Genomic DNA, 24053 nt, shown 5'->3' on the forward strand with positions numbered 1-24053 from the left:
AGATAAACCCTACCTCACATATTTCATCTAACTTCAACACGACCCCTTCTGCTAATGGCCCTGAAAAAAGTATTACTCGCTCCTACTTTTATTCTTTGTTTTCTTCTTATGTCTTACCGTATACAGGCCCAAAGTCAAAACGTTTTTAAAGTAAATGTAATCAGCCCTTTTCTACTTACCGGAAATGCTGCTTATGAACGCGTTCTGACCGAAAGGTCTAGTTTTCAGCTGGGTGCTCTTACCTCTGGCCTGCGACTTGGAAGTATAAGGTATCGAGGCTATGGCTTCACTCCTGAATATCGTTTTTATGTTTTGGAAGCCCAGGAAGCACCCAATGGCTTTTACGTTGCTCCTTTTCTGCGCTATCGAAAATTCAATATCAATAATGTGAACGATACCCGGCTTGGCGGTTCTTTGCGCACCATTGGCGGAGGTGTTACGGCGGGCTATCAGGCGATTTTCAACGAGCGGTTTTCGGTAGATGCCTTTTTGGGACCCTCTTTCAGTTCCGCAACCATTCGCAGTGCAGACGGCTACACGCCTTCATTGCCTTTTGGCTTGTTTGCGGGTTTAGGGCTTCGGGCAGGACTTACAGTGGGTATTGCTTTTTAATTAAAACACAAAAGCCACTTTCTAGGAAAGTGGCTTTTGTAAATAGGTTTGAACAGCTAACTAGTTTAAAAAACTTAACCGAAGCTCGTTCAATTGATTGCGGATGGAAGCATCAATCTGTCGGTCATTGATCTGGAGAACATAACCCCCAATCAGCTTAGGATCGATTTTTTCTTCCAATATCACCGTTTTTCCTGTTGCTTTAGTAACAATGTCAACAAACTGCTGACGCAATTCGTCAGTTAGCGGCAGGATAGTCGTTACCTGTGCTTTCTGAATGCCTTTTAGTTCGTTGTAAAGCCGGAGGTATTCTTCTGCGATCGAATCCATGATTCCTTCCCGATGTTTTTTCGTAATGATCGAAAAAATCGTGTAGGACACTGGATTCACCCGGCTTTCGAATACGGCTTTCAGGATGGCAAGTTTCTTTTCGTGCCGTAATATGGGGCTTTTTAAAGCAAGCATTAGTTCACGATTCTGACTAACGACTTGCTTAAAAAACTGCATGTCTTTATTTACTTCTTCCGTCAGGTTTTTCTCCTGCGCCAGATCAATCAGCGATTTGGCATATCGGAACGCTACCGTCGATTCAGCCATAACTTTGGAGTTATGAGCGAAGAGCTGGGAGTGAGTATTTTTTTCTCTGCTCCAAAACCCTTAACTCTTAATTAAGATGTGCGTCTGCTACCAGCGTTTTTACCAATTGCTCCTGAGATGATTTATCACTCAGCTCTTTGCGTAGCACTTTTTCAGCAATATCGATTGATAGCGTAACTACTTCTTGTTTAATCTGCGCTAGCATAGCCTGGCGCTCACTTTGCAAAGCTTCGCGGGCATCTTCCAGAATACGCGTGCCTTCTGCCGATGCTTTATCACGAGCTTCAGCAATCATGCGGTCAGACGTTTCTTTAGCAGCGCGGATGATGGCGTCGCGTTCAGCACGGGCTTCAGCCTGCATCTTTTGGTTGTCAGACTGCAATTTTACCATTTCATTGCGGGTCCGTTCTGCCATGTCCAACGCGCTTTGAATTTCATGCTCGCGTTCTTTCAAACCTTGAGCAATGGGTTTCCACGCGAAGCGGGACAATAGAAAAAATAACAGCAAAAAGACAACCAGCTGCCAAAATAAAAGGCCAATGTCAGGGGTAAGTAGATCCATTAATGTAGAAAACTAAGATATCTATAGCGAATGTTGAAGTCAATCTTTTGCCTTGGGGGCGTTTAGATAGTCCGCCAGCTGGCTAATCCATGCTGGCGGATTTTCTAATTTTTTTGAGTACTGATGTCAATGCCTAATGCAATTAACGACTCGAGCTTGTCTTTTCAGACTTACGCACCAATGTTAAAAGAAATCAGCAGACAGATAACCGCAGCGAAAAGAGCTACGGCCTCGATCAGGGCCGCGATGATCAGCATGGCAGTTTGGATACGACCGGCTGCTTCTGGCTGGCGAGCGATACCTTCCATCGCGCTACCACCGATTTTGCCAATACCTAAACCTGCACCGATAGCTGCCAGACCTGCGCCCAGACCAGCACCGATAGCGATTAAACCTGCGCCACCTTCAGCGGCTTGCAATAAAATTGATAGCAATGTTGCTAACATGATTGAAGAAACGATTTATATATGAAACAAAAGATTGCAAATTAATGATGTTGCTCCAGACCTGCTTCCAGGCCAGAACCGCCACCGTGGTGGTGTTCCTCTACAGCGCTACCGATGTACATAGCCGACAACAGCGTAAAAATGAACGACTGCAAGAAGGCCACCAACAACTCGATCAGGTTCATGAACACCGTGAACGGCGCAACGATTAAGCTTACGCCCCAGCCCGTACCCGTTCCACCCAGATTTTGGGCGATGAAGATCAAACCTAACAAGCTCAGAATGATAATGTGACCAGCCGTAATGTTGGCGAAAAGCCGGATCATCAGCGAGATAGGCTTTACGATGATACCTACAATTTCAACCGGAACAATAACGGGCAGCAGCAGGAAAGGAACGCCCGTAGGCTTCACAATGTGGCCCCAGTAATGCTTATTACCGCTGAAGTTGGTAATCAGAGCCGTGATGACGGCCAGTACCATTGTTACTGTAATATTTCCGGTCAAGTTGGCTGCTCCCGGTAGCAAACCAAGCAGGTTATTAACCAGAATAAAGAAAAACAAAGTCAGTAGGTAAGGCAGGTAACGCTCGTATTTCGGGCCTAGATTCGGCTTGGCGATTTCATCGCGAACAAACAGAATGATTGGTTCCAGGAAAGACTGGATGCCCGAAGGAGCTTTGCCTTTGTTTTGCTCGTATCCGTTACGAACTGAGAAAAACACAACAATCAGGATAACGGCGCTCAACAGAAGTGAAGCGACATTTTTGGTAATGGAAAAATTATAGACGTGAACCGAGTGGTCTTCTTGGCCACCTGCTGTCAGGCGATGGATTTTACCATGCTCTAGCTTATAGTCGTTATAGACTGCTCCATGAGCTAGTTTAGCAGACGAAAATACTTCTAAACCACGATCCTCACTATAAAGGATAACAGGTAAGGGCAGAGTCACGCCATGGGCAAATTCCCAACCGTGATCATCTTTAATGTGGTGCATGATCATGTCTCCCACATTGAATTTCTTCTGCTCCCCTTTGGTTTCGTGGTGCTCTTCATGCTGGGCCTGGCTAACTCCCAACGAACTCATAAACACCAGAATAATCAAGAAAAACTTATAAATGAGCGAACGCATTAGTTGATAAGAATTGGCGGTTCTACAAATCGCGCCGCAAGTTACGACTCAATGTGTGGATTTCAAAGCCAGTATAAAATAAATAGAGTACAAGAAAGTCAATTATGAAAAGTTGCTTTTGATCGACCTTCCGATAGAGGAAAAAAGCAACAAAGGCAATGCTCAAAATTAGGCGGACTACAATGGAAGCCATGTACATCTGCACAAATTTTTCGCGATTATTCTGAAAACCAGCCGACATCAGTCGATGCAGCAGAAACGAGATGCACAGAAAAAAAATCAGGATGGCTTTCCATTGCGGATGCAACCAGACCGGATTTGTGTAATAGTCGGCTGCAAAAAATGCAATTGCCAGTATAATTGTAAAAACTAAACTCCGAATCATGCTTAAGATTGTTTGGGCAATCCACGGATGAACAGATATAAAGAAGCACCAATTGCCGTCAATGACAGAACAATTGTCCAAATGGGGTTTTTGTTACCCTGCCACTCATCCAGTTTCAAGCCTCCCCATACGCCGAGCCCAATTGTTGCCAGCATCTGAAAACCGATGCCCGAATATTTTATGAACGTACTGGCCTGGCTACTTGCGTCCTCCGAACCATTTTTATCCTCCTTATGCGGCTGTTTCGCTTCCATATCGTTTATGATACAAAGGGTTATTTCATAACTTTGTTGTTAGTACAACTTCGCTATACCGAAAAGAGAATATAACCGTTATAAAAGATAATAGTTGCGCGAAGGTAGAAACCTTTCTTGTAACCACCTTAACTGAGTCTTGAATTGATGCGCATCCGGTTGAAAAACCCGCTTTTCTGCTTAATTCCCGAAGCTTTATTTCGGAATGTTCTTGTATTGGCTACCGTTATTGTCATCTGTAACGCCTGCTCCCAATTTAGCACCCGCCCTGTTCCGGTGGGGTATCATAACCTGAATGCCCGCTATAACGCATACGTCATTGCGCGTGATCACATGCGACTGGTCGATAAGACCTTGTTCAAAAACCGCCAGGAAAATTACAACCAGGTACTGCCTATTCTGTTGCCGCTGGATTCGACGGCTATTGCTCCGCTTCGGGCGCAGGTAGATGACGCCATTAAAAAGGCTTCTCTGGTTGCTGAACGTCACCAGAATAGCAAATGGCTGGACGACAGTTATTTAATTCTTGGCAAAGCGCGTCTTCTCAAGGAAGATTATGTCAATGCCATGGAAGTGTTTAAATACGTGAACACTAAAGGGCGGGGCAATGACGAAAAACACGAAGCGCTGGTCTATCTGATGCGGGCCTACGTTGAACAAGGTGATTATAACAATGCCCTTAATGTAGCGGAATTCCTTCGCGCTCAGCCTCTGAATAAAAATAACACCCGAGACTATTACCTGACAAAAGCCTATTTGCATCAGCAAAAAGGCGAGTTTGCCACGGCGGCAGCTTTACTGGACGCTACCTTTCCTTTTTTGAAGAAAGAAGAAGCCACTGCCCGACTGCATTTGATTGCCGGTCAATTGTATGATCTGCTTGGTAAACCGGATCAGGCTTTTGCTCATTTTCAGGCTGTTCAGAAAAATCGCCCGTCCTATGAACAGAGCTTTTACGCGGATATTCAAACCATGCAAAACGACAAGAGCGTTTCGCAGGAGCGTTTTAGCCGGATGCTGGACGACCGTAAAAATGTTGATTTGAAAGACAAGATCTTGTACACGATGGCGCAACGTGAAGCGCGCCGGGGTGCCTATCCACAAGCGATCAACTACTGGCAACAATCCATTAAAGCAACCACGACGAATACGGCGCAGATTCCCTATACCTACCAGGAAATAGCGCAGGTTTATTTGGAGAAACTTCAGAACTACCCCAAAGCAAAAGTCTATTACGACAGTACACTGGCGCTTTTGCCCCCCCAATCCGATGATTACAAAGCGGTCCAGAACCGGAAAAAGGTGGTCGATGAATTTGTGCTATACCAACAAACTATCCTTACCGAAGATAGTCTACAGCGTTTGGCGCAGATGAATCCCGCTGCACTAGACCGGCTTTTAGAAGAGTCCATTGATCGCAATGCGGCCGAAAAACAACGTTTGCAGGCCGAAGCAGAGCGAGTGGTGGCCTCCGCCAGTGGCCCGGCTGCGACTTCCGACATTGAAGCAACGCAGAAATGGTATCTTTATAATCCGACCAGCATTAGTCAGGGAAGGATTGAATTTATTCAGAAATGGGGGAACCGTACTTTGGACGACAATTGGCGTCGAAACACCCGCGAATCTTCCCAGCCATTAGCTAACGAAATTCCTGCCAACAATGGCACTCCGTTAATTACGCAGTCCACTGTTCAACCAGTCAATACGGCGGCGCGAAAGATGGAGAAAGATGGATTGTATGCGGCCATTCCTTTTTCGGCGGAAGCCAAACAGCAATCGAACCAACGGTTGGAAAATGCGTATTACAAGCTCGGAAAGCTTTATAAATTCAATCTGAATAAGCCCGATCAGGCCATTTCAACCTTTGAAACGCTGCTGACCCGTTTCCCGAATACGCCGACAAAACCGGAAGTTTATTATCTATTGCTGCTTTCGAACGACCAGTTGAGCAAGGCTTCAAACTGGAAAGAGAAGCTACTAGCCGAATTTCCGTCTTCGTCTTATGCCCGGCAGCTGGCTAAGGGAGCATCCACAGAAGGTCAAAAAAGCGGAAACGAAGCAACAGCGCAAAAAACGTATACAGAAATCTATAATCTGTATCAAGCCAATAATGTTACCGAAGCACTTGCTCGCATTGAGGCCGCTATGCCAGCCGTAACAGGCAGTACGGTGGAAGATAAAATGGCCCTTCTGCGCATCCTTTTGATAGGAAAAATCCAGGGACAAGAGCCTTACCGCCAGTCTCTGAGTGAATTTATTCGGGATTATCCTTCCAGTAATTTGCTGCCCCGCGTGCGCGAAATGCAGGTAGCTGCCGAGCAGACTTCAGCCAAGCGGAAATAAGTTTTGCCGCCGCGTCAAGCGCTTAAATATGTACTTTTGCCTGAACGGACTTCGTTTTATAAGAAAAAACAGTAGATTGTCCGATTAGTTTTTTTAACCTACCATCAAATCCATGTTTGAATTTCAATCGGGGACGTATCGAAAACTGATTGCACGAATCTGGAGATTTGCCCTTGTGGGTATTATCCTGCTGATTTTCTATGTTGTCGCCGTAAGTTTTAACTTTCTTTGGCTGTTTGGCGGTATGCCTAGCCTGAAAGCGTTAGAAAACCCCAAAAGTGAACTGGCTTCGGAAGTTTATTCCGATGACAATGTTCTGCTTGGTAAATATTATCTCGAAAATCGAACTCCAATCGAAATATCGCAGGTATCTCCTAATGTGATCTCAGCCCTGCTGGCTACGGAAGATGCGCGTTTTGTGAAGCACTCTGGTATTGATGCCCGCTCTATGTTTCGGGCTGTCTCGGGTGTTTTGACGGGGCGTGCAAGCTCAGGGGGTGGCAGTACCCTGACGCAACAAGTAGCTAAGAACCTCTTTGAGACTCGTACGCAAAAGTACCGGGGCTATCTGGGGAGTATTCCTTTTGTCCGAACTGTAATCGACAAAACGAAGGAATGGATTCTGGCAATTCGCCTTGAACGAAACTACACAAAACAGGAGATCATGATGATGTACCTGAATACAGTTTCGTTTGGAAATAACACGTATGGGATAAAAACCGCCGCCAAGACTTATTTTAACAAGGAACCCTGGCAGGTAAACGTTGAAGAAGCTGCTCTGCTGGTCGGAATGCTGCAAAACCCTACGTTGTGGAATCCCCGCCGGTACGAAGATCGGGCCTTGACGCGCCGGAACGTTGTTTTGTCGCAGATGCGGAAATACAATTTTCTAACGGATGAGCAATTTGCGTTGTATAAGGCGAAACCAATCAAAATGGACATCACCATTGAAAACCAGAACACGGGACCTGCGTCCTATTTTCGTTCTGTTATCAAAGATGAAGTTCAGAAATGGATTGAGGAATACAACGATGCCCACCCCGATGCAGAGCTAAATCTGTATACTAGCGGTCTTAAAATTTACACCACGATTGACTCCCGCATGCAGAAATATGCCGAAGAGGCCGTTTATGAGCACATGCGTGATCAGCAGAAGAAGTTTTATGAACACTGGCGCGGGCGTAATCCCTGGGTGTTCAAAGACAAAAACAAGAATTGGAAAGAACTCCCCAATTATATTGAAGGTGCTGTCAAAAAGACGCCACGTTATCAGCTCCTGAAACAGGAATACGGCGATGACGAAAAGGCAATCTGGCGCGAATTGCGTAAGCCAACCAAAATGCGTGTTTTCACTTACGGGGGGCGGCTAAACCAGAAAGATACAACGATGAGTTCGCTGGACTCTATCAAGTACTACAAACGCTTTTTGAACGTGGGCTTTATGTCTATGGACCCCCGAAGCGGTTACGTCAAAGCCTGGGTTGGTGGTATTAATTTTAAACACCTGAAATACGACCACGTGCGGCAGGGTCGCCGGCAACCGGGGTCAACTTTTAAGCCTTTTGTTTATCTAACTGCGCTGGACAACAATTTCTTAACTCCCTGCGACCGCGTTACGGATCAACCCATCACGTTTGCTCCCTACGAAGATCACAATGGTCCAAGGTCCTGGACTCCGAACAACTCAACGGGTCACTATAGCTACCAGCCGCTTACCTTGCGCCAGGCCCTAGGTGGATCAGTTAACTCGGTCAGTGCTTATTTGATCAAGCAGGCTAAGTCGCAGACGGTTGTTGATTACGCGCGTAAACTTGGTATTGAAAGTCCATTACAGGCTAATCCAACGCTTTGTCTGGGTACGAGCGATGTCTCTGTTTATGAAATGGTAGCGGCTTATTGCACCTTCGTGAATGGAGGTTACCGGCTCAAACCCTTAACCATTCTTCGGATTGCCGACAAAAACGGGAATGTTTTGAAAGAGTTTTTCCCGGATACAAAGCTGGTTATCAATTCTAATACGGCCTATCAAATGTTGTATTTGATGCGAGGAGCCGTCGAAGATCCGAATGGTACGTCCCAGCGTCTTCGTCATCAATACAAACTAACGGAAGGTGGCAACGAAATTGCGGCTAAGACTGGAACAACATCCAGTTATTCAGATGGTTGGTTTATGGGAATGACGCAGCATTTGGTATCTGGCCTTTGGGTGGGCGGCGACGACCGAAGCATTCACTTCCGTGATATGGCTTTTGGGCAGGGCGCACGTCTTGCAATGCCCGCCTGGGCGCTTTACATGCAAAAAATCTACGGGGACAAAACGTTGCAAAAAGGACGTTATCCCTACGCCCGGGAGCCGTTCCGTAAACCTGATGGTTTCAATCTGGCACTTGATTGCGGCAGCAACACGTATATAGACTCTTCGCAACGCTATATCCCTCCTAAAGTGATCGAATCCGGCGAAGAGGAAATATTGAATTAAGTCACTTTTTTAGTATAAGAGAAAACAACCGCTGGGCAACCTTTCCCATAGAGCGGTTGTTTTGTTTTGTAGGCTATTTACAACTACTTACCTCAAGCCATTTCGGAAAAAATGTCTGATTTTGACTATAAAAAAGAATTAGTAAAAATCCCGCACGAACCCGGCGTCTACCGTTATTTTGATGCGTCAGGTGAGGTGATTTATGTGGGGAAAGCCAAGGATTTACGGAATCGGGTGAGCAGCTATTTCGTCAAATCCAACCAGCACGACCGAAAGACCCTGAAGCTTGTCAGTCAGATTCGAAAAATTGAGTTTACGATTGTTCATACCGAATTTGACGCGCTTTTATTAGAAAATCAGTTGATTAAGCGCTTTCAACCGCGCTATAATATTTTGTTACGGGATGATAAGACCTATCCTTTTATCTGCGTAACGAATGAGCGTTTTCCTCGAGTGATCACTACGCGCCGGATTGATCGAAAGCTGGGTACATTCTACGGACCTTATGCCACGTTGCGGCCTATGTATGCGATGCTGGAAATGTTCAGCCAGCTGTTTACGATCCGAACGTGTAATCTTAACCTGTCTCCCGAAAACATCGAAGCTGGTAAATTTAAGGTTTGCCTGGAATACCACATTGGAAATTGCAAGGGTCCTTGTGAGGGTTTGGTCAGCGAGGAGGAATACAATAAAGAAATTGAGCAAGTACATCAAATTTTAAAAGGTCACCTGCAACCAGCTCAAGCTTTTTTTAAGTCCCGGATGGTTGAAGCCGCCAGTAACCTTCAGTTTGAGCAAGCGCAAAAATTCAAGGAACGTCTGGATGTTTTACAGAATTTTCAGGTCAAGTCAACGGTGGTCAATCCTAAAATTGCCGATGCCGATGTCTTTACCATCGTGTCTGACGAGTCTTGCGCTTACGTCAATTTTATGAAGGTGATTAACGGCACCATCACGCAAACACAGACAATTGAGATTAAGAAGAAGCTCGAAGAGACGGATGCCGATCTGTTGGCCATTATTATTGTTGATTTTAGGAATACGTATGGCAGCGAGGCCTCCGAGATCATTACGAATATTCCTTTAGAGATTGACCTGAAAGCTGAAATAACTGTTCCACAAATTGGGGATAAGAAAAAGCTTTTGGATATGTCGATGAAGAATGTTCTTTATTTCCGACGTGAACGAGCTGAGCGAGCCGCTGCCGAAGCAACCGCCAGTGCCAGTAAGAAAGACCGGGTTTTGATTCGATTGAAGCAGGATTTGCAGCTTAAATCCCTACCTAGCCGCATTGAATGCTTTGATAACTCCAATATTCAAGGGACTAACCCCGTTTCGGCCATGGTGTGCTTCATCGATGGCAAACCATCACCGAAAAATTACCGTCATTTTTCCATCAAAACAGTGATTGGCCCCAATGACTTTGCGTCCATGCACGAGGTTGTTACTCGACGGTACATGCGTGTTCTGGACGAGCAAACTGGCCTACCAGACTTAATCGTGATTGATGGCGGCAAAGGACAGCTTAGCGCAGCTTGCGAAGCACTTAAGGCCCTGGATTTGTATGGAAAAGTACCAATTATTGGTATTGCTAAACGCCTGGAAGAAATTTATTTCCCTGAGGATAGCCTTCCGCTTTACATCGATAAAAAGTCTGAGTCGTTGAAGCTGATTCAACGCATTCGCGACGAAGCTCACCGTTTTGCAATTACTTACCACCGCGACAAACGGAGCCGAAATAGTCTGATTAGTGAGTTGGAAAATGTTGAAGGAATCGGCAAGAAAACCGCCGCTAAACTGCTTAAATACTTCAAAGGTGTCAAGAAAATCCGTGAAGCAACCATCGAAGATATTGCTACTGTAGTGGGGAATGATAAAGCGCAAAAGATAAAGCAGTACTTTGCTGCGATTGAGCAATAAAGCTATCCAGAACAAAAGAAAAGCCCCCTGAACACTGTGTTCAGGGGGCTTTGTATTATATATTATAAATGAATTACGAATTGATTAATATTCCCAAAAACCGTGTTCCTGTTCCATCAAATCATACTCAGTTTGATAAGACTTCAACAGACCTTCTCTGTCACCAAACTGGGTGATCAAATCTTTGTCTTCTGCATTGGAATACTTCGTGATTCGGCCATAGGGCAAACGCAGGTCGAACGCGTCGGCTAAGTTTTTATGCTGAGCCTGGTTCTGTGAGTTATACCAGATGTATTTCTTTGGATCGCTACGGAACAGTTGATCCAGATCCTTGTATCTGAAGTAAGCAACTGGAATTTCCAATCCGGCTGGATTTTTATCAGCTGGCAAAACGATACCAATTGATTGAATATCGTAGTACAGGCGCGAGCGTTTACGATCAAAAACCCAATCCTCTTTTACTTCCAGAATGCTGAATTCATTGGCAAAATATTCATCACCCGTAATAACTGGCGCTTTTGCCATAGCCGAACTATCTACTGCTGGCTGTACTGGCGCTGCAGCCGGTTTTTTGCCTTTCGCATTTTTAGCTACTGCGCCTTTTTTCGTGTTCTTTTTTGGTGCTGGTGTTCCCCAACCATCGTCAACTGGCTGCTTTTTAAGCGCAGGTGTTCCCCAACCGTCATCTGCCGGCTTAGCCGTTGCTGCTGTCGGTTTTTTAGTTGGTGTTCCCCAGCCGTCATCTGCCTTTGCCGTTCCTTCCGGTGTAAATCCAGCCGCAATTTCTTCCGCTGAAAGCCCACCACCCGTATTCGGCATGATCAATTTCTGCCGAAATTTATCGACAGTCATTGCAGTTTTTACAGAGTCATTTTCGTATGGGACCAGAACGCCCGCCTTAACAGCATCAAGAATATACCGAGTGATCTCATTGTTTTTTGAGAACATAGCCCGGTTTTGTTTTTCTTTCAGATCAATTCGGCGCCACAACGTCTTTTTCATCATGATGTCGCTTTCGTTTATTTCACGAACCGACAGCGGATTCACCCCATTCGTCGCTTTCTCCTGAGCCTGCACGACTCCTCCCATTGCAGTCAGCATTACAGCTGCTATTGCCGCTTGTCCTACTTGTTTCATGATTCTTGTGCTGTTTTGCAATAATCTTTCACTAATAACGATTGCAATTAACATTTAGTGCTCTTAGTAAAGAGATACATTTTGCAATGTACTCCCCATTGGAACATCAATGATATCACCTTTAAAATTACGACGTTGCACCCCATCAATTTCAATGACAAGTTTGTCACCAGGTTGTGCCTCAGCAGCTAATGCAGCAATAGATCCGCCACCAGAGCCTAGCTGAATAGGTGCCATAACCCGACGAGTTCCGCGTGCCAGTGAAACTTTTATGCCAGTTACCCGGAAGTTTGCATCATCTGGAGAATAGTTTTTGAAACTTTCATCCGGTACGGCATTTACCCGAATACTACGAGCAGAGGATGCCGATACGCCACGTGGGTCTCCACCAATTCGTGAACCACCAACAAAATACTCCAGAGTTGGTCTTGGTACTGTGTTTACCCGGAATGGATTTGTTCCTAATAAAGACCCGCCATTGCTAACTTTTAGAGTGACTTGCTTATACGTTGGTACAACTGTGATTTTCCCTTTTTCGCCAGACGTAATAACTGAAGCACCATCTGCCGAAAAGCTAGGATTCCACAGGGCACCCAATTGTGGACTTTGTACACTTAGCTTGTTAGCACAGTTTAGATAAAGTGGTGGCATTGAACCTGATTCAATTTCATAGCTTGGTTTAGCTACAAAATATTCCTGGTTCATTGTAACCGTTTTATTCTCACCGGCTGGCGTTGTATACGTAATCGAGCCTGTTAATACCCGACGGGCCAAACCATTTTTATCATAAGCGCCACCCTGAGCCGTAAATTCAATAAGACCACGACCGTCCTGGATACGTACGGGTGCACCGCTCAGGCTCATACGTGGCGTAATTCCGCTGGATGACGCTGCCAGGAACATTTGTCCTTTGAACTTCGTACCTGCAACAACTACTTTAGACTCCATGCTCAGCATGGCCATGATTTTGTCAAACTTAACGTCCTGCGCGCCAACTTTTGTCGCCAGATAATCAAGCGTTTGTCCTTCCAGGCGACGAACATCAGCCTGCCGTAAACTCAGCGAAGCTAAGGCTGCTGGAACAGGTGTTTGTTCAAAAGTCAGTTCCGCAAAGTCTTTGTTACGTTGGTCTTTTGAGCGACTAGCCACCGGATCATCATTAGCATCCAAAGCCAATGAACCAATTTTTACGCCCGGATTATACTGTTGCAACTTTTGAATGTATTGATCCAACTGCTGCTTCAGTTCGTACGCTTTTCCTTTTTTGCCGGTACCGATCATAATGGCACCAACCTTGGTTTCCTCATTAGGTGTCTTGATGTTACCCTGTTCGTCAAGGCCGCCACCTGCTTCGGTAATTATTTGCTGTTTGATTGCTTCAATTTGATTAAAAACCGCTGTTGTCAACTGCCGAACTTCATCAGCCTGTTTAACAACTGCTAAATCCGCTGCCCGGTTACCCGATTTTTCCACGGTTGAGCGAATGGATTCTATTGTAGATTGGTTAATTCTGTTGGCTTCCCCAGTCGAACTTTCCAAACTACTGTTGAGCAGAATGAATTTTTCCAGTAGGGCCGAGCTAACCTGAAGGGCTAGCATTGCGGTCAATACCAGATACATCATCCCGATCATTTTCTGACGGGGTGTCTCTTTTGCGCCTGCCATATAGATGTATGGTGGATTTCCTTTTGTTTGTGGTTGAGGTTTGAACTGGTTCGCCGTTGTTGTCTATACGTCAGACGACAGCGGCGAACCGGCTCATACGAATAGAGTTAGTTCCTTATTTTGATCCGCGCATAGCCGACAACATGCTGCCGTATACGTTGTTAAGCGAAGCCAAATTATTTGTCAATTGACCCAGTTCATTTTTGAACTTCTGCGTGTCGCGGCTAGCATCGGCCATGTTTTCCATGGCGCTGGTCAGGTTACCATAGAATGCATTCATCGCCTTTAAGTGCTTGTTAGTATCCTGAAGCTCCAGTTCGTAAACGGCATTCAGGGCACCCATGCTTTGCGTAATTTTCTGGAACTGAGTCCGGTATTCTTTTGCATCCTGCGTTGCATCCGCCATAGCATTCATGGCTGTAACGGCTACACCGTAAGACTTATTCATTTCATTAATCGCCCCTGCAGCTTGCTTCACGCTCTGTGCGTATTCGTTTGTAGCTACTGTTGCGCTCGAGATGTCTTTCATTTGACCAACCGTCGTTGTCAGACCACGTAAGCCAGTTCCTAGTTTTTCGAAGATATCAGGAGTGACTTTCGCATCGGCCAGCATTTTATCCATGTTAGCCGTTAATCCATTGCTTTGAAGAGCAGGAGCCGAACGACGTTGTGGCAGCTCACCGTCATAATCATCAGATAATTCTGGGTAAACGCGTGTCCAATCTGGTTCTTTATTGGTAGGTTGAGCAAACGTTTGGATTGCGAATAATGCAAAAATCAAAGCTTCAACCGACAAACCTACAACCAGCATAGGGCCACCCCAGTCATAGTGTTGAATTTTACCTAGAGCACCTAGGACGACAACTGCCGCACCGGCACTATAAACAGTTGGTAATAACTTATCAAAAAAGAAGTTCGAACTGTTAGCGTTCTTTTTAGCCATGATGCAAAAAAAAATTATTGGGGGTTTGTGTCTTGTTAAGGTTTACAATACAGGTACTTTATTCTTAACGACGAGCACCACCGGCACGTCCTGCGCGGGATGAAGCGGTCCGTCCCATCAGGTTATCCATTACGCAACGGAAACCAATGTAAGAACGCTTAGTCGTTTCATTTTCGTAATAGCGAGTTCCAGTTTCCAGATAGTAAGCGATGTCCTTCCAAGAACCACCACGAACTACTTTACGAGGCTCGTCTGCATTATCATTTGTTGGGTTCATATCCCACTCAATGGCCGAAGCATTTTCTGCGTAAGCATCCTGCGTCCACTCAGCCACATTACCCGCCATGTTGTAAAGCCCATAATCGTTGGCGTTGTAAGCGTTAGCTGGTGCCGTGTATGGATAGCCATCTGCATCGAAATTTCCACGTTGTGGTTTGAAATTTGCCAGGTAACATCCTTTTCCATTGGCAACATACGGACCACCCCAAGGATATTTAGCCGAAGCCCGGCCACCGCGTGCTGCCCACTCCCATTCCGCTTCCGATGGTAACCGATAGCTTGGGGAATGGAATTGACCTTCTTTCGAACGGAAATCATTATACAGATTAGTCCGCCATTTACAGAAGTATTGCGCAGCCTGCCAACTTACCCCAACCACTGGATACGTATCAAATGCCGGGTGTGAGTAATAATACTCTAGCATTGGATCACCATTGTGGTAGGTAAAGTCATTTTTCCAGACGGTTGTATCTGGATAATACTTTGACATGATTTCTTCCTCGCCCAATACCGAAACCGAATCTGCAAGCAGCGCATTGACAAATTGACGGTATTCATGGTTAGTAATTTCAGTATCATCCATGTAGAACGAACTGATTGTTACCCGGCGGTTTAAGTTTACCTGAGTAGCCGCCAAATCTTCATCTGCCTGGCCCATCATAAATGATCCTGAGGGCACCAGCACCATTCCGTATGGTGTTGTTTGTTTATAACCTTTCCGTCCCGTCGCCGTCACCTCACCATTGGTTACTCCGACGTCATCTCCAGACCCTTTACCTCCAAATTTTGATTTAATAAACCCGCAACCCTGCAAGAGCAGTATTGTTGTCGCGACCATCACCCCTCGGGCTGCGTTGCTGGTAAACCAATTGTGACTCATAGTTGTAACGTGCGTTAATACCTGTTCTTCGTGCAAACCAGTCTAAGAACGAAATTTGATTGGTTTATTGTATGTGAACAATATTTTGATTGATGCAATGACCCAGAAAAATAGTAACTAATTCGCTAAGTGCTTATAAACCCTATAACTCTGATTAACTTACAAAGTTAATCCTTTGACTTTAATTGCCTAACAATAATAAAGTCAAAAAGCGAGTAGAATTGCCTGTCCGTCAATAACGGAATCGAGGTGTTCGAATAATTGGTTTACGCCCTGTTTGCGGCTCAGGCAATGAATAGGATAACAATAATTCGTGTGAAGTTGGGCTCTTGGCGCCCCGTCCTCCCGTAATAAAATCAAAGGAATAGCCAAAACGCAGCGCATTATTGCGTAGCAGACTAACCCCTAAGGTAGCCATAATGGCATCCTGCTGCCGGTAGCCTAGTCCAACCCAGTGGCGTTTGTCATACATGGCCATCATATTTACTTCAAAGGAAGAAGCCTGTATGCTCGGATCTGGACTGGTATTTATTTTGTAAATCGCCGAAGGCATAAAATCGATTAGCTCATTCCAGGCGTATCGGTAGCCACCGGTAACATATATAGTGCGGGCCAGTGGATTGACAATAACTTCGTTGGCCAGGCGGAAAGCAGGCTGACTAATGTGCTGCATACTAGCCCCAATGTAATAATTTCCCGCGCTAAACTGCGCCCCTACCGACACGTCCGGCCGCGTTTGGTTCAGTCGCCCGGCGCCTAGCAAAGGGTCACCCGGTTCGCCGGGACGCAGGCGGTTGTAGTCGATTGATTTATTATAGATTCCACCCTGGACACCTAAAGCCAGCGTTCCCTTGCTGACGGGTAAACGCAATGCATAGGCGGCCATGACAGCCTGGTTTGCTTCGGGTCCAAGCCGATCATTCATGGCAAACACCCCTATGCCACTTCGGTATTTCGCCAGCGGCATATTAAAAGAAAACAACTGTGTACTGGGTGCACCACCGTCGTCAAATGTTCCCTGGTAGCCTGCCCACTGCGTTCGATGGACTAACTGGAAGCGTCCAACACCCTCTGATCCAACTGCTGCCGGATTGTAATAAACCGGGTTAAGCATATACATACTGAATTGGGGGTCTGACTGGGCATGTAGAGCTGTGTGTAAACCACTGCAGGCAATCAGCAAGAAAAGCGAGTATATTTTACGAACCATACAGTAAATCAATTAGTTAAAAGCCGCCCAAGAATCGTCAGTATCCGCTTGATAAAAAACACGTTCACTGGTCTGTTTTTAGCCCTTAACTCTTTCAGGCATAATACTTACTAAACGCAGATTTTCCAAAAATATTGAAAATAAAAAAGAGGCTGAACAAATGTCCAGCCTCTTCTTAACGTATGTTTCTTACAGATTGTTGGCTTTTTTAATATAAAGCTCTAGTGCCCCGGCCATGGACGGTGCATTGGGTAACGGAGCTTCGATATCCAGAATAAAACCAGCCTCGTTTACAGACTTAGCCGTTGTGGGTCCAAAGGCAGCCATCCGGGTGTTTTTTTGCTGAAATTCCGGAAAATTATGTTTCAAAGCCGTCACACCCGATGGGCTAAAGAACGCAATGATGTCGTAACTTTCGATGGGCAAATCCGTGAAATCTGTCGGAACAGTTTCGTACATGATGGCTTCGGATAAATGCAGGCCGCTGGTATCCATAAACTCTGGAATATCCGTTCCCCGAATATTGGAGCAGGGAAACAGAAACTTCTCTGCCTTGTGCTTACGAATCAGGTCGAATAAATCAGCTGCTGTTTTGTTTCCGGTAAAGATCTTCCGCTTCCGAATCACAATGTACTTTTGCAGGTAGTTGGCCGTTTGTTCAGTAACACAAAAATACTTCATGTCGGCCGGCATCTCAATCTTGGCTTCCTGACAAATGCGAAAGAAGTGATCAATAGCATTACGGCTCGTAAAAATGATAGCCGTATGGTCAAGAATATTAATGCGCTGCTTGCGAAACTCTTTGAAAGAGACACCCTGAATCTGGATGAATGGCCGAAAATCTATCTTGATGTTATAGCGACTGGCAATCTCAAAGTAAGGTGATTTTTCGTCGGCTGGACGGGATTGAGTTACTAATATACTCTCAACTTTCGTTAACCTTTCCTGATCGTTCTTCGTGGTAATTTCACTCATCGACTTGTACCTCGTTTTGTCGTTTGAAGCCTGAACCCGCAGTTAAAGAGCAAACCGAATGCCTATAATTAAGGGTATCAATTCAACAATGCAAAGGTAAGAAAATAAATACAGATTTTTGATAGCCGCGTGGTTTGCGATTGCAACGTATAGTAGTGCCAAACGCGCTAAATAAAAACTAATGTACGGGATCAGGATCCACGAAGCAGACCAGGGTTGATTAGCAGGGAAGTTAACGGCGGCCAGAGTAGCTATGCCAAAAGCAATCGTAAAAAACAGAATTGAGGACTGTAAGGCTTTAAAAAAATGCAGATTGGCCATTTCTTCCAGCTTATATAAGCCACCAATACTCAAAATAAGTAAGTATTTTCCTACAAACGCGAGAAACGCAAAACCGCTTAATTCAAAGAAATTAATAATTATTTGTCCGAGATTTTGTCCTTCAGTAAGCAGATCTCCAGAATCAAAAATGTCGATATTTTTATTTTCCAGTAATAAATAAGTAAAAGCCGTTACAAAACTCAGATTGAGCATGAAAAGTAAATTGATTCGACTTAGAGGTTTACTGGCTAAAAATGACTCTTCCCGGCTATTTAACGTCAGCAAATCAGGAATGCTAAAGAACCGCAGAAACGCCCGTTGAAAAAGATTAAAAAGAAGGGCATGACTGGCAACGATAAACAATAACGCCAAGGTAAAGAAATTCTCATAAGGCGACATCCGACGAGGCAAAATACTCATGCCCGTGTCTGTCAGTACAACAGGTTTCTGAGACAGCGATTTCTGATGGCCGATAAAAACCATTTTGTCATTGACACCGGGACTGCCGTAAAGAGTCAGAAAAATTTCGTGTTTCCGGTAGGCTTTGTACAAACTATCAATATTGATAACCTGCCAGGTGTTTGCGGGTAAGCGTAGGCGTAAGGATGCGTCAATAAATAGATACCCATCCGTGCGGGTAGAAACCAGAAGCTGGTAGCGGCGATTGCTTTCCAGATCAAGAAACAGGCTTACAGCCGGGATGGCCGCATGCTGCTCGTCAATATAGGGGATATAGGACTTGTAAACCGGATCGTAAACCAGCCAGTCGTTACGAAAGTCCTTGACAGGGTAAAATTGTTGTTTGGGTCCCACTCCCTGCGCCATACCTTGCACGGCCAGGAGCAGCATAAGCAGAGCGGGAAATAAAATTTTGTTCAACACAACAGACAAAATGAACAATGAATAATGAGAATCAAGCGAGGGCTTACGCGGCATTATTCATTGTTCATTTTTAATGATCAATTCTTATTCAATGCTTTCAGCATGGTTTCGCCGATTAGCGCCGGTGATTCAACAACGTGGATGCCACATTCGGCCATGATGCGCATTTTCGCCGCAGCCGTGTCGTCAGCACCACCGATGATGGCACCAGCGTGGCCCATACGACGACCTTTCGGAGCCGTTTGACCAGCGATAAATCCAACAACCGGTTTCTTGTTGCCTGATTCTTTGATCCAGTGCGCAGCTTCAGCTTCCATGCCACCACCGATTTCACCGATCATAACAATACCTTCTGTCTCGGGATCGTTCATCAGAAGTTCTACCGCTTCTTTAGTGGTTGTGCCAATAATCGGGTCTCCACCGATACCGATTGCCGTCGTTTGTCCCAGACCAACTTTAGACAATTGGTCAACGGCTTCGTACGTCAATGTTCCTGATTTAGAAACAATTCCGATGGTTCCTTTTTTGAAAATAAAGCCCGGCATGATACCTACTTTACACTCTTCGGCAGTCATTACACCCGGACAGTTAGGCCCGATCAGACGTACGTCTCTGCCTTTCAGGTATTCTTTTGCAACCGTCATGTCTTTCGTCGGGATACCCTCCGTGATGCAGATGATTACCTTGATTCCAGCATCAGCAGACTCCATAATGGCATCTGCCGCGAAAGCCGGTGGTACGAAAATAATCGATACATCAGCCCCCGCCTGCTCAACCGCTTCTTTGACCGTGTTGAAAACGGGCCGATCAAGATGCGTCTGACCGCCTTTACCAGGCGTTACGCCACCAACTACGTTGGTTCCGTATTCGATCATTTGCTGTGCGTGGAAGGTTCCTTCTGAACCTGTAAAGCCCTGTACGATTACTTTCGAGTTTTTATTGACTAATACGCTCATGATGGTTGTAAATCTGTACTATGCTATGAATTCGTAAAGCTATAGGAAGTGAGTCAATCAGACCGTGGCAAAAGTAGAGTGAAAAGGAATAAGAACAAAATTCGTATTTTCCCCCATGAATTTATCCAATATGATTTCTGGCGCCATCTTAGCGGCAATGGGCGTCTATGTTTTCTGGCATTACTTTCAAAAAGAGCGTTGGTATAATCGATTGATTTGGGGCTTTTTTTTGCTCACCATCTCAATGGTAGCGGTGGTAGGTGTGGTCCGGTTTGGTGGACTCTCAGACATGATTCCATTGCACGAGTCGCTACAGATTCTTTCCGGAAGCCTGGGTGCAACCTGCGTGGCCGTTGGTGTTTGGGCACTTATTCAGCGCCAAACAATTTCTGTCCGCACATTCTGGCTCACTATTACGGTCGGACTGGGTCTGTTTGTTCTCTTGCTCAAACCACAAATACGCGTTTTCACCCCCGCCGTCCAGGCTTTGTCCATGCTGGTTGTTATCCTGCTGGCCTGCCTGGGCCTGATCCGCCGTGACCCCCGTTCTGTCTGGCTTATTTTTGCCGTTATGATTATGGCCCTCGCCACCAAAGTGGCTCCCCTAATCAAAATAAACCAAACCGACTTTTATCATTATACAACTGCTTTGGCACTGATCTGCTTTGGGAAAGCCACCCAGTAAGGCCAGTTTGTGCTGATTCTCAGACAGAGATTATTTCCACAAAAAATTTTATTTAAATTAGACAGGGTAGGTCTGGACAATTAATTTGTTCTTTAATTAATTTGTAACTCTTTGTTACAAAACCACTACCATCTATATGAATGTTCGAGTATACCGCTGCTACGCTGATCTGTATGATCCAAAAAGAGTGATCATGCCTATTTTTGTTGGAGAAGAACACTATCCAGGTGAAGGGTTCAATTTTTCAAACCTGGGAAACGAAGTCAGGTCTGGTGATTTAGAGAAAATTAAAGACCACGTGCTTCGCCACTGGCATCTCCCGCAGACTCCCGAAAAAGGAGTAGAGTTTCTGGTACTTCGCGACGATTGATCCCAAGAATCCGCTCTCTGTTTCCGGGAAAATGGCTAACTTGCACCTATGGAGAATTTTGTTGTCTCGGCCCGGAAGTACCGCCCGGCTACGTTTGATACCGTTGTCGGGCAATCACATATTACGACTACGTTAAAGAATGCAATCCGCACGAATCACCTGGCGCAGGCCTTCCTGTTTTGTGGTCCACGCGGCGTAGGGAAAACAACTTGCGCCCGTATTCTGGCCAAAACCATTAATTGTCAGCATCTGACCCCTGAGGCAGAAGCCTGTGATACCTGCGAATCATGCGTTAGTTTTAACAACAATGCTTCGTTCAACATCCACGAACTGGATGCGGCATCGAATAATTCCGTGGAAGATATTCGGAATCTGATTGATCAGGTTCGCTACCCGCCCCAATCTGGAAAATACAAAATATACATCATTGACGAGGTGCATATGCTCTCCTCAGCGGCTTTCAACGCTTTTCTGAAAACGCTGGAAGAGCCGCCTGCCTATGCCATTTTTATTCTGGCAACCACGGAGAAGCATAAAATTCTGCCAACGATTTTATCACGTTGCCAGATTTTTGATTTCAACCGGATTCAGCCCCGCGATATTGCCGACCATCTGGCGAACATTGCCCGCCAGGAAACCATCGGTACCGAGTATGAAGCCCTGGAATTAATCGCTCAAAAAGCAGACGGCGGTTTGCGGGATGCGCTGTCAATGTTCGACCTGAATGTGACCTTCGCCACCGACCGGACCATTCGGTACCGCGAGGTTCTGGAAAATCTGCACATTCTGGACTACGATTATTATTTCCGCCTAACTGATTTTCTGCTGGAGGCTAACGTCCCCCAAAGCCTACTCGTTTTCGACGAAATCCTGCGGAAAGGCTTCGACGGCCATCAGTTTTTGGTAGGTCTTTGCGAGCATTTCCGAAATTTGCTGGTATGTAAGGACGCGGCAACTATTCAGCTCTTGCAGGTAACGGAAAGCGTTCAGCAAAAATATGCGCTGCAAGCGGCCCGCGCTCCGATGAGTTTTCTGTTGTCGGCCCTAAGTATTGGCAATCAATGCGATTTGGCTTATAAAGCAGCAAAAAGTCAACGCCTGCACGTGGAAGTCTGCCTGATTAAATTGGCTAATATCGCCAATGTGCTAGATTTTGATTCTTTACCAGAACAGTCAACGATCCTTCAGCCAGCCGAAGCGGTTGTAAAAAAAAAGCCTGAATCAATTGAATTAAGCCCTGACAGTCAGCCGGTATCCGTACCTGATCAGCCCGTTCATCTGGATTTGCCAAAAGCTGCTGAACCTGAGCCAGCTATTGCTCCGCCGCTGACCAGCGAACCGTACAATAGCTACCAGACAGCCACGAATAGCCCGCCTCCGGCTGCAAGTCCGCCCGTTGTGCCGCCCGTTCCGGTACGGCTGACGAGTTCCAGATTGCGCTCAACGATTAGTCTGGACGCCAAAGCGCAGCCCGCTAAAACGGCGGAATACGGTGCTGACTCGGAAACTGCGGTGCTGGCGCCCCCCGCTCCCGTGCTTAACCGGCCATTTAATTTTGAGCAACTCAAAAAAACCTGGCAGGCTTTTTCTCGGATGCGCGATCAGCAGGGCGGACAAATGACGGAGCAGATTATGCTCAACCGCGAATTTCAACTCGCTGACGATGGGCAAACAATTCACATTACGCTGGATAACTCCCTCCAGGCCGACCTCCTCAACGATCTGCGACAGGATTTGATGACGTATTTACGTCAGGAATTGCAGAATACGCAGATTCAGCTAGTCCATAAAGTAGCACCGCAGGAATCGCGCAAAATGATTTATACGGCTCAGGATAAATTTAACTACCTGGCCGAAAAAAATCCGGCGCTGCTGGAGTTAAGACGAACCTTGGGACTTGATGTAGATTATTAAAGCTTTAAAAAGGCTTTAGCTTCCCGTTTGGTCGTTTTATATTCTGCAATATCCAGTGTCTTTTTGTAATAGCTTTTTGCCTTTGCCTTATCGCCGGACCGAGCAGCCAGACGAGCCAGTCCGGCGTAAGCATGGCCCTGGAACTCTTTGGTAAACTCCGCGTAGAAAGGCAATTTAATGGCTGCCTGGTAAGCGGCTAATGCCTTTTCTTCTTCCGATGTGCGTTCATAATACAAGCCTTCCAGCGCTTTTGTGGGCATGTCCAGCACTTTTTGGGGCATTTTCTGAATGCGCTCCAGGTAGGGCAGCGCCTCAGCCGTACGGCCAGCCAGCAGTAAGGCTTCGGCGGAGCGCATGGAGAACAAAGGGTTATTCGGGTATTTATCCGCTAAATTTTTCACGAGGGCGGCGGCCCGGCCCGGCTGGTTTTCGTGTTCCAGGTAAATGTGCATCAAATAAAAAGCCGTTTCAACCCGCGTGAAAACACCACGCCGGATTGCCGTTTCCATCTGACGGATGCCTAGTGCCATATCCCCGCTCTGAAAAAACCACATTACGGGCTTTACAATGGAATGATCTTGCGGGTAGCGCTCTACGTAATAATTATAAAGCCCCGTCGTGAAATAAAATTCCGGATTACGCTCCATAAGGTCGAAGCCTTGCTTCAGGTACGTATACGCCTTTTTGGCCTCCCCTACCGCCTTCATTGTTTCGTCATCGAAGTTGTATTTCGCCGCCAGGTAGCTATGGGCAGTTAAGGCAAAAAATACGCTTTCAGGATCGTTCTTATCTTCCTTTAGGCGCTTCTCTGTCAAAGCCAGTCCCTGATTAAGCAATTGCACATACTGAGCCGTAACCGCCTTGTTATCCCGCAAGGGCAGATACTCCCAATAAAGTTGCATGGCCCTTAAAATGGGTACAACCGGATGCTGGGGATATTTAGCCCGAATTTGCCGCTGGTAGTTTTCCGATGCGTCAAACTGATAATTATACATGTGATCCAGCGCTTTCAGAATCGTTTGCTGCATAGCCGCATCCGTCGTAATCTGCGCTGAAACCAATTGAGAACTCAACAAAAAAAGAAGAAAGAAGAATATTTTTTTCATTA

General features: G+C 45.8%; 22 protein-coding genes. 7 read left to right on the forward strand and 15 right to left on the reverse strand.

Features of this window, described 5'->3' with window-relative positions; genetic code table 11:
• The first annotated feature begins 54 nt into the window (after window positions 1-54).
• Window positions 55-612, forward strand: coding sequence for a DUF3575 domain-containing protein (locus L0Y31_RS02220; RefSeq protein ID WP_255772925.1), 558 nt, complete (start codon window positions 55-57; stop codon window positions 610-612).
• A 60-nt stretch (window positions 613-672) separates the two neighbouring features.
• On the opposite strand, the gene atpH is transcribed toward L0Y31_RS02220, so the two are convergent.
• From atpH to L0Y31_RS02250, 6 genes are all read right to left on the reverse strand, one after another.
• On the reverse strand, window positions 673-1209 hold the full coding sequence (gene atpH, locus L0Y31_RS02225) for an ATP synthase F1 subunit delta (RefSeq protein ID WP_234735477.1): 537 nt from the start codon (window positions 1207-1209) through the stop codon (window positions 673-675).
• Between the two features lie 67 nt (window positions 1210-1276).
• Complete coding sequence (locus L0Y31_RS02230) at window positions 1277-1771, reverse strand: F0F1 ATP synthase subunit B (RefSeq protein WP_234735479.1); 495 nt, start codon at window positions 1769-1771, stop codon at window positions 1277-1279.
• Window positions 1772-1941: 170 nt separating this feature from the next.
• Window positions 1942-2217: an ATP synthase F0 subunit C gene (atpE, locus tag L0Y31_RS02235; protein WP_234735480.1), complete on the reverse strand. Its 276-nt coding sequence runs from the start codon at window positions 2215-2217 to the stop codon at window positions 1942-1944.
• 41 nt (window positions 2218-2258) lie between these two features.
• Window positions 2259-3347 (reverse strand): F0F1 ATP synthase subunit A, encoded by a 1089-nt coding sequence (gene atpB, locus L0Y31_RS02240; protein ID WP_234735482.1) that lies wholly within the window; start codon window positions 3345-3347, stop codon window positions 2259-2261.
• A 22-nt stretch (window positions 3348-3369) separates the two neighbouring features.
• A complete protein-coding gene (locus L0Y31_RS02245; protein ID WP_234735484.1) occupies window positions 3370-3732 on the reverse strand; it encodes a hypothetical protein in 363 nt (120 codons plus the stop codon).
• A 2-nt stretch (window positions 3733-3734) separates the two neighbouring features.
• Window positions 3735-3986 carry an AtpZ/AtpI family protein gene (locus L0Y31_RS02250; protein WP_234735485.1) on the reverse strand — a complete coding sequence of 84 codons (252 nt, stop codon included), beginning with the start codon at window positions 3984-3986 and terminating at the stop codon, window positions 3735-3737.
• A 147-nt stretch (window positions 3987-4133) separates the two neighbouring features.
• Here L0Y31_RS02250 and porW point away from each other — a divergent pair, with 147 nt between their 5' ends.
• From porW to uvrC, 3 genes are all read left to right on the forward strand, one after another.
• On the forward strand, window positions 4134-6329 hold the full coding sequence (gene porW, locus L0Y31_RS02255; protein WP_234735486.1) for a type IX secretion system periplasmic lipoprotein PorW/SprE: 2196 nt from the start codon (window positions 4134-4136) through the stop codon (window positions 6327-6329).
• Window positions 6330-6441: 112 nt separating this feature from the next.
• Window positions 6442-8808 (forward strand): penicillin-binding protein 1A, encoded by a 2367-nt coding sequence (locus tag L0Y31_RS02260; RefSeq protein ID WP_234735487.1) that lies wholly within the window; start codon window positions 6442-6444, stop codon window positions 8806-8808.
• Between the two features lie 111 nt (window positions 8809-8919).
• A complete protein-coding gene (gene uvrC, locus L0Y31_RS02265) occupies window positions 8920-10728 on the forward strand; it encodes an excinuclease ABC subunit UvrC (RefSeq protein WP_234735490.1) in 1809 nt (602 codons plus the stop codon).
• Between the two features lie 84 nt (window positions 10729-10812).
• Here uvrC and L0Y31_RS02270 read toward each other — a convergent pair whose 3' ends face one another.
• From L0Y31_RS02270 to sucD, 8 genes are all read right to left on the reverse strand, one after another.
• Window positions 10813-11865, reverse strand: a complete 1053-nt coding sequence (locus L0Y31_RS02270; RefSeq protein ID WP_234735491.1) for a gliding motility protein GldN — start codon at window positions 11863-11865, stop codon at window positions 10813-10815.
• Window positions 11866-11928: 63 nt separating this feature from the next.
• A complete protein-coding gene (gene porM, locus L0Y31_RS02275) occupies window positions 11929-13530 on the reverse strand; it encodes a type IX secretion system motor protein PorM/GldM (protein ID WP_234735492.1) in 1602 nt (533 codons plus the stop codon).
• 115 nt (window positions 13531-13645) lie between these two features.
• On the reverse strand, window positions 13646-14473 hold the full coding sequence (gene porL / locus L0Y31_RS02280) for a type IX secretion system motor protein PorL/GldL (protein ID WP_234735493.1): 828 nt from the start codon (window positions 14471-14473) through the stop codon (window positions 13646-13648).
• A gap of 64 nt (window positions 14474-14537) precedes the next feature.
• A complete protein-coding gene (gene porK / locus L0Y31_RS02285) occupies window positions 14538-15632 on the reverse strand; it encodes a T9SS ring complex lipoprotein PorK/GldK (protein ID WP_234735494.1) in 1095 nt (364 codons plus the stop codon).
• A gap of 232 nt (window positions 15633-15864) precedes the next feature.
• Window positions 15865-16842 carry a PorP/SprF family type IX secretion system membrane protein gene (locus L0Y31_RS02290; protein ID WP_234735495.1) on the reverse strand — a complete coding sequence of 326 codons (978 nt, stop codon included), beginning with the start codon at window positions 16840-16842 and terminating at the stop codon, window positions 15865-15867.
• A gap of 189 nt (window positions 16843-17031) precedes the next feature.
• Window positions 17032-17817 carry a uroporphyrinogen-III synthase gene (locus L0Y31_RS02295; protein ID WP_234735496.1) on the reverse strand — a complete coding sequence of 262 codons (786 nt, stop codon included), beginning with the start codon at window positions 17815-17817 and terminating at the stop codon, window positions 17032-17034.
• 42 nt (window positions 17818-17859) lie between these two features.
• Complete coding sequence (locus L0Y31_RS02300) at window positions 17860-18987, reverse strand: DUF4271 domain-containing protein (RefSeq protein ID WP_234735497.1); 1128 nt, start codon at window positions 18985-18987, stop codon at window positions 17860-17862.
• Between the two features lie 110 nt (window positions 18988-19097).
• Window positions 19098-19976 carry a succinate--CoA ligase subunit alpha gene (gene sucD / locus L0Y31_RS02305; RefSeq protein ID WP_234735498.1) on the reverse strand — a complete coding sequence of 293 codons (879 nt, stop codon included), beginning with the start codon at window positions 19974-19976 and terminating at the stop codon, window positions 19098-19100.
• Window positions 19977-20091: 115 nt separating this feature from the next.
• Here sucD and L0Y31_RS02310 point away from each other — a divergent pair, with 115 nt between their 5' ends.
• From L0Y31_RS02310 to L0Y31_RS02320, 3 genes are all read left to right on the forward strand, one after another.
• Window positions 20092-20661 (forward strand): DUF6962 family protein, encoded by a 570-nt coding sequence (locus tag L0Y31_RS02310; protein ID WP_234735499.1) that lies wholly within the window; start codon window positions 20092-20094, stop codon window positions 20659-20661.
• Between the two features lie 136 nt (window positions 20662-20797).
• Window positions 20798-21031 carry a hypothetical protein gene (locus L0Y31_RS02315; protein WP_234735500.1) on the forward strand — a complete coding sequence of 78 codons (234 nt, stop codon included), beginning with the start codon at window positions 20798-20800 and terminating at the stop codon, window positions 21029-21031.
• A gap of 48 nt (window positions 21032-21079) precedes the next feature.
• Window positions 21080-22945 carry a DNA polymerase III subunit gamma/tau gene (locus tag L0Y31_RS02320; RefSeq protein WP_234735502.1) on the forward strand — a complete coding sequence of 622 codons (1866 nt, stop codon included), beginning with the start codon at window positions 21080-21082 and terminating at the stop codon, window positions 22943-22945.
• On the opposite strand, the gene L0Y31_RS02325 is transcribed toward L0Y31_RS02320, so the two are convergent.
• Window positions 22942-24051 (reverse strand): tetratricopeptide repeat protein, encoded by a 1110-nt coding sequence (locus tag L0Y31_RS02325; RefSeq protein ID WP_234735504.1) that lies wholly within the window; start codon window positions 24049-24051, stop codon window positions 22942-22944. The two genes, L0Y31_RS02320 and L0Y31_RS02325, sit on opposite strands and share 4 nt — an antisense overlap.
• Window positions 24052-24053: the final 2 nt, after the last annotated feature.

The sequence above is a fragment of the Tellurirhabdus bombi genome, assembly GCF_021484805.1.
GTDB lineage: Bacteria > Bacteroidota > Bacteroidia > Cytophagales > Spirosomataceae > Tellurirhabdus > Tellurirhabdus bombi.

What these genes read in the sequence shown, in the direction of transcription:
- L0Y31_RS02220 (WP_255772925.1), top strand. Translation starts at nt 55, where the DNA reads ATGGCCCTGAAAAAAGTATTACTCGCTCCTACTTTTATTCTTTGTTTT.
- atpH (WP_234735477.1), bottom strand. Translation starts at nt 1,209, where the DNA reads ATGGCTGAATCGACGGTAGCGTTCCGATATGCCAAATCGCTGATTGAT.
- L0Y31_RS02230 (WP_234735479.1), bottom strand. Translation starts at nt 1,771, where the DNA reads ATGGATCTACTTACCCCTGACATTGGCCTTTTATTTTGGCAGCTGGTT.
- atpE (WP_234735480.1), bottom strand. Translation starts at nt 2,217, where the DNA reads ATGTTAGCAACATTGCTATCAATTTTATTGCAAGCCGCTGAAGGTGGC.
- atpB (WP_234735482.1), bottom strand. Translation starts at nt 3,347, where the DNA reads ATGCGTTCGCTCATTTATAAGTTTTTCTTGATTATTCTGGTGTTTATG.
- L0Y31_RS02245 (WP_234735484.1), bottom strand. Translation starts at nt 3,732, where the DNA reads ATGATTCGGAGTTTAGTTTTTACAATTATACTGGCAATTGCATTTTTT.
- L0Y31_RS02250 (WP_234735485.1), bottom strand. Translation starts at nt 3,986, where the DNA reads ATGGAAGCGAAACAGCCGCATAAGGAGGATAAAAATGGTTCGGAGGAC.
- porW (WP_234735486.1), top strand. Translation starts at nt 4,134, where the DNA reads ATGCGCATCCGGTTGAAAAACCCGCTTTTCTGCTTAATTCCCGAAGCT.
- L0Y31_RS02260 (WP_234735487.1), top strand. Translation starts at nt 6,442, where the DNA reads ATGTTTGAATTTCAATCGGGGACGTATCGAAAACTGATTGCACGAATC.
- uvrC (WP_234735490.1), top strand. Translation starts at nt 8,920, where the DNA reads ATGTCTGATTTTGACTATAAAAAAGAATTAGTAAAAATCCCGCACGAA.
- L0Y31_RS02270 (WP_234735491.1), bottom strand. Translation starts at nt 11,865, where the DNA reads ATGAAACAAGTAGGACAAGCGGCAATAGCAGCTGTAATGCTGACTGCA.
- porM (WP_234735492.1), bottom strand. Translation starts at nt 13,530, where the DNA reads ATGGCAGGCGCAAAAGAGACACCCCGTCAGAAAATGATCGGGATGATG.
- porL (WP_234735493.1), bottom strand. Translation starts at nt 14,473, where the DNA reads ATGGCTAAAAAGAACGCTAACAGTTCGAACTTCTTTTTTGATAAGTTA.
- porK (WP_234735494.1), bottom strand. Translation starts at nt 15,632, where the DNA reads ATGAGTCACAATTGGTTTACCAGCAACGCAGCCCGAGGGGTGATGGTC.
- L0Y31_RS02290 (WP_234735495.1), bottom strand. Translation starts at nt 16,842, where the DNA reads ATGGTTCGTAAAATATACTCGCTTTTCTTGCTGATTGCCTGCAGTGGT.
- L0Y31_RS02295 (WP_234735496.1), bottom strand. Translation starts at nt 17,817, where the DNA reads ATGAGTGAAATTACCACGAAGAACGATCAGGAAAGGTTAACGAAAGTT.
- L0Y31_RS02300 (WP_234735497.1), bottom strand. Translation starts at nt 18,987, where the DNA reads ATGCTGCTCCTGGCCGTGCAAGGTATGGCGCAGGGAGTGGGACCCAAA.
- sucD (WP_234735498.1), bottom strand. Translation starts at nt 19,976, where the DNA reads ATGAGCGTATTAGTCAATAAAAACTCGAAAGTAATCGTACAGGGCTTT.
- L0Y31_RS02310 (WP_234735499.1), top strand. Translation starts at nt 20,092, where the DNA reads ATGAATTTATCCAATATGATTTCTGGCGCCATCTTAGCGGCAATGGGC.
- L0Y31_RS02315 (WP_234735500.1), top strand. Translation starts at nt 20,798, where the DNA reads ATGAATGTTCGAGTATACCGCTGCTACGCTGATCTGTATGATCCAAAA.
- L0Y31_RS02320 (WP_234735502.1), top strand. Translation starts at nt 21,080, where the DNA reads ATGGAGAATTTTGTTGTCTCGGCCCGGAAGTACCGCCCGGCTACGTTT.
- L0Y31_RS02325 (WP_234735504.1), bottom strand. Translation starts at nt 24,051, where the DNA reads ATGAAAAAAATATTCTTCTTTCTTCTTTTTTTGTTGAGTTCTCAATTG.